This window comes from Mesorhizobium sp. M4A.F.Ca.ET.050.02.1.1 (assembly GCF_003997725.1).
GTDB lineage: Bacteria > Pseudomonadota > Alphaproteobacteria > Rhizobiales > Rhizobiaceae > Mesorhizobium.
In genome coordinates, this window is the sequence record NZ_RZSG01000494.1 from 1 (window position 1) to 4,567 (window position 4,567).

4 protein-coding genes are annotated in these 4,567 nt (G+C 61.7%); all 4 read left to right on the plus strand.

The genetic code is table 11. The features are described from left to right. Positions 1–300: 300 nt before the first annotated feature. The 4 genes from EOA33_RS25310 to virB10 all read left to right on the plus strand — a co-directional run bounded on the left by EOA33_RS25310 (position 301) and on the right by virB10 (position 4,363). A complete protein-coding gene (locus EOA33_RS25310; protein ID WP_127406874.1) occupies positions 301–1,302 on the plus strand; it encodes a type IV secretion system protein in 1,002 nt (333 codons plus the stop codon). Between the two features lie 80 nt (positions 1,303–1,382). Next, on the plus strand, positions 1,383–2,093 hold the full coding sequence (locus EOA33_RS25315; RefSeq protein ID WP_127406875.1) for a type IV secretion system protein: 711 nt from the start codon (positions 1,383–1,385) through the stop codon (positions 2,091–2,093). Beyond that, the gene (locus EOA33_RS25320) at positions 2,090–2,890 is read left to right on the plus strand and encodes a TrbG/VirB9 family P-type conjugative transfer protein (RefSeq protein ID WP_189524206.1); all 801 of its coding nucleotides are present in this window, start codon (positions 2,090–2,092) and stop codon (positions 2,888–2,890) included. Before EOA33_RS25315 ends, EOA33_RS25320 begins: the two co-directional genes overlap by 4 nt. After that, the gene (gene virB10, locus EOA33_RS25325; protein WP_127406877.1) at positions 2,891–4,363 is read left to right on the plus strand and encodes a type IV secretion system protein VirB10; all 1,473 of its coding nucleotides are present in this window, start codon (positions 2,891–2,893) and stop codon (positions 4,361–4,363) included. Positions 4,364–4,567: the final 204 nt, after the last annotated feature.

Sequence of the window (4,567 nt, forward strand, 5' to 3'; positions counted from 1 at the left end):
GACCCGGCTGTTGCGGCAAAGCCAGGTGCAAAAGCTGATGACGCCGGCGCAAGTCAATCCGTTCCAGAATTTTGGCACCAGCGGGAACTGACCTTTGACCGTGCGAGCGGAATGGATGCCAGCCTGGTGGCGGCGGGTCGGCGTGGCCGTCGCGGTCGCTAGCGTCGCGCTAGGCGGCTGCGCCGGGCCAGGTCGCGAGCTCAAGGCTCCGTGCGCGCCGTTGGCCTATGCTGGCGATACGAGCTGCGGACCCCTGAAGCCGGTCAACGCGCCGCCTTTCGATCGTGTTGTCGAGGCTGGATGAACGGGCTGGCGACAAGCATTCTGGGAGGCATCGATGACGTCGGACGGGGCTTTGTCTCCAGCGTCTACATGCAGCTCGGCTATGCGCTGGGGAATGTCTACGCGCTCATGCTCACCGTCTATATCATCTGGTGGGGATACTCGATCCTCAGCGGCCGGGAGGCGATCTCTCCGATCGAGTCGGCATACCGGCTCGGTCGCGCGGTGGTCATCTATCTGCTGCTGACTGGCTGGGGCACATTCTCCGAGACGATCTACAAGCTCGTGCAGGCGGTGCCGAGCGGAATCGGCAAGATCATCGTCGGGGCCGTCTCGCGCGCCACCGGCAACCAGCTCTCGGATCAAGATGCGATCCCGGCCCTGATCGACAATCTCTACCGCGGCGCCCAGGACGTTGCCAATCAGGTTTACAGCGGCACGTTTTACGACATATTCGGCGCGCTGCTTTCCACCATCGTCCTTCTGGCCGCCATCATCTTTTCGGCGCTTGCCATTGCGGCAATTATCGCGGCCAAGATCATGCTTTTCATCACTTTGGCGCTGGCGCCGGTCTGGATTGTGCTTTGGCTCTACCGCTGGTCGACGCGGATGAGCGAGGGATTCATTTCGCTCACCACCTATCTGATCATCCAGCAAATCCTCATCTACGGCTTCCTGGGCTTTTATTTTTCGCTGGTCAATCTTGCCTTGAACACGGCCACCTCGGGAGGCGCCAGCGTCGACAACAAGATGTCCATGGTGCTGCCGCTCGTCCTGGTCACGATCATCGGCATCTATGTGCTGATGCAAATCCCGGCGATCGCCTCGATCCTGAACGGTGGCGGGTATCTAAGCACCGTCGGCGCATACCGCTCCTATGGCAATGTGCCCGGCAATGTCGCGCGTAGCACGCGGTTTGTCGCCAACCGGTGGCAGCGGCTGAGATCATCCCGCACCAGCGAGGCGGCGCGATCATCCATTCAGCAAGCGGCGCGCGATAACGCGAGGCCGTTGGCCTAGAAGCGCAAATATCCGCCTGAGAAGTGCTGCTTGAAGCCGCAGTGGGAGCTTGGACGTGAGGCTAAAGTAAAGTGACAAAAATGCAGGCAAGCATCCCCGCCGAGACCGGCAAACTCGTTGACCAGCGCTACTACAAGGCCGGCGCAACATGGGAGGACGACACACACCGGTCTCTCAGACGTTCGCGCACGCTGGCGTGGCTTGTCAGCGGCGTCGCGAGTGTGGTTGCGGGCCTGTCATTGCTGACGCTCGTGCTCATCCTTCCGCTCAAGCAATTCGAGCCCTATGTCATCGAGGTCGACAAGACGACCGGATATCTCGAAGTTGCGCGCGCGCTGAAACCCGGCGATCTGTCGCAGAATGAGGCGGTCACGGCCGCCAATCTCGTTCGCTATATTCGCGCCCGCGAAACCTATGACTCCCGCGAGATCAAGCAGAACTACGATCTGGCGCAGCTTTATTCGACGGGAACGGCGTCCAGGGATTTGACTTGGGCTTACACGCCGTCCAACGCGCAGTCGCTCGACAAGATCTACGGGCGCAACGTCACCATTTCCGTCGACGTCAAGTCGGTGTCGCTGCTCAACAGCACGACGGCGTCGGTGCGGTTTTCGACCACGACGCGTCGCGAGAATTCTTCCACGACCGACAATTGGGTGGCCGTGGTGAAATTCCGTTACACGACGACGCCGATCAAAAACGAATGGCGTTTCGACAATCCGCTTGGCTTCCAGGTGATCGAATACCGTCGCGATCAGGAGTCCGCGCCGACGGCAGGGAGCGCGCAATGAAGATCCATCTTAGGGCTGCTCTCTCCCTGCTGATTTTGCTTGGCTCGGCCAGCTCAGCTGCCGCCCGGGATTATCGTATCCGATACGTGCCCTTCGACAACGACAATGTGACCACGGTCAACGCCGCGCTCGGCGTCTCCACGATGATTGAGCTCAGCCCGTCGGAAGTCATCGAAACCGTTTCGGCCGGCGACACCAAAGGCTGGTCGATCGTGCCGAAACGCGGCTCGCGGTTTCTTTTCATCAAGCCGCTCGAACGGGACGCCTGGACGAACGTCAACGTCATCACCGACCGGCGCGTCTATTCGCTGTTGCTCAAAGCCACCGACAGCGATCGCGATCGTGCATCCTTCCAGGTCCGGTTCAAGTATGCGGATGAGGATCAAAACGCGCGACTGCTTTCCCAGGCCCAGCAAAGTGCTGCCGATCCTGACCTCAAGAACCTCAACTATGCCGATCTCAACTACAATTACGTCTATGCCGGCGATGATGGCCTGAAGCCGCGCGTTGCTTTCGACGACGGCACCAAGATGTTCCTGGAGTTCACCGGCGACATTCCGGCCATCTTCCTGGTCGACGAAAAAGGTCAGGAATCGCTGGTCAATCAGCGCACCCAGGGAAAATACACGATCGTTGATAAGATCGGCCGGCAATTTACGCTGAGAGCCGACGGCAAAACGCTCTGCCTCTACAATCGAGCCCGGCCGTCCAAGGCGGATCCCGTCTCCGCCGTCTACGGGCCGAAGAAGCTCGCGAGGCCCGACCCCTTCACTTCCCCGACCGCGAGGGGACGATAAATGAGCAACATCGACTATAACGAGCTCGATGGCGGGCCGACCGTCGCCAGGCGCTATGCCGGCGTGGGCAGAAAAGCCGCCATGGTCGCCGCAGCGCTGATTGTTGCGATCGCGCTGATCTGGATCAATTGGCCCCGCGAGCCGCGTTCTCGCGATGCCGCCTCGGACGCGAGCGACAATTTCAACCCACCTGAATTTCACCCGCCGGCGCTGGCCGAGACGCCACAAGCGGCCGACAAGACTGTCGACCAGATCGTCGTTCCGCCGCCCGCGGAAGGGGAAGCCAGCAAGCAACAGGCCGACAATGTCGACCAGACGGTTGAGCAGGGCGCCGATCTCGATGCGCAGCGGCGCGCGATCGAAGCCCAACTGGCGGCCGAGCAGGCGCGCCGCAAAGCCGAAGAAGAGGAGGCCCGCCGCAAGCAAGCGGCCGACGAGGAGGCGCGCCGGAAGGCGGAGGAGGCTGAGCGGCAAAAGGCAATGTGGGAGCGCCTGCGGTCGAACCAGATGATTACCAGCGAGCAAGCAAACCCGGCCGCCGCGCACGATCAGCCGGCCCAGGCACAGATCGCCGCCGACGGTCAGCTTGTTCCAGTGCCGGGCGCCGACAACGATCCGAACAAAGCCTTCCTCGCGCAATCGGAAACCCATTCGAACGCGACGGCGAAGGCGCGGGTTTTCCGTCGCACCGATGCGCTGATCCCCGAAGGCACGATGATCCGCGGATTTCTGGAAACCGCCATCAACACCGATCTGCCCGGCATGGTTCGCGCGGTGGCGCGCGAGGACGTCTATTCGCTCGACGGCCGCCGCATTCTGATTCCAAAAGGCTCTCGGCTCACCGGCGAGTATCGTTCCGGGATCGCGCGCGGGCAAAAGCGTGTGTTCATCGTCTGGAATCGCGTCATACGTTCCGACGGCGTATCGGTCGACATTGCCTCGCCTGGCGCCGACCGTCTCGGACGGGGCGGTCTCGGCGGCCGCGTCGATACGCATTGGCTCGAACGCTACGGCAATGCGATCATGCTTTCGGTCGTTGGCGGCGTTTCGGAGTACCTGTCCTCCCTTGCCAACAATGGCAGCGACAGCCAGCAGCGGCAGGTGACAACTACTGACCCCGTTACGGGACAGACGGTCACCACCACCTATGGCGGCTCCGGTTCGCAACGCGACGCCCGCGGCATCGCCTTCGAAAAATCCTCGACGGCGCTGCAGCAGCTGGCGCAAGAGGCGTTCCGCGACACACAAAACATCCCGCCGACCATCTACGTTGACCAGGGCACGCCGATCATCGTCTTCGTGCGCCGGGATCTGGATTTCTCCGAGCTCTATGCGGATCCGGTAGAAGAGGAACTGGCGCGACTGAAGCGCGGCGGAAAGCCGGCAAGAGCGCTCGATCCGACGCTGCTCTTCATGACGCCGAAGGCTGAGGCTGAGCCCTATGACCCAAGCTACGGGACTCCGGTGAGATGAATGTACAGCCTGCGTCGAACCCCTGGGCGCGCGCACCGGTGCTGCGCGCCGAACTGGAGCCGATCTGGCCCTATATGGAGGAAGAATCGGTTTCGGAAATCGCCATCAACCGGCCCGGCGAAGTTTTCATCGAGCGCCTGGGTGCAACGGAGATGGAGCACGTCGTCAAACGCGAGCTCACCAAGAACTGGATCCGCTCGGTCT